Below are 375 nucleotides of genomic sequence, written 5' to 3' on the forward strand. Positions count from 1 at the left end.
ATCCGCATCCGCATCCGCATCCGAGTCGGCATCAGCATCACATTCGATGTCAATGTCAATATCGATGTCTATATCGATCTCGCAATCACCATCTTTGTGGCTGCCCGTTTTGTCGATGTCTACATCAATATCAATATCGATGTCATAGCCATGCAGATCCAGCTCGTAGCTGTAGCTCCAGTCTGCGTCTCCATCAGCATCTGCGTCAGCGTCGGCATCTGCGTCGGCATCCGCGTCTGCGTCTGCGTCGGCGTCGGCGTCTGCGTCTGCGTCTGAATCGGCATCCGCATCGCATTCACAGTCGATATCAATATCTATGTCGATATCGATATTTATGTCGCAGTCGGCATCGGCGTCGGCATCGGCATCGGCGTC

Annotated in this window: 1 pseudogene; it reads right to left on the reverse strand. The window is 53.3% G+C overall.

The window, feature by feature from the left end:
• Positions 1–375: pseudogene (locus B4U49_RS18970) on the reverse strand (clumping factor A); the annotation flags it as partial.

Origin of the sequence: Microbulbifer mangrovi (genome assembly GCF_002009015.1) — a bacterium.
In the GTDB taxonomy this organism is placed as follows: Bacteria; Pseudomonadota; Gammaproteobacteria; order Pseudomonadales; family Cellvibrionaceae; genus Microbulbifer; species Microbulbifer mangrovi.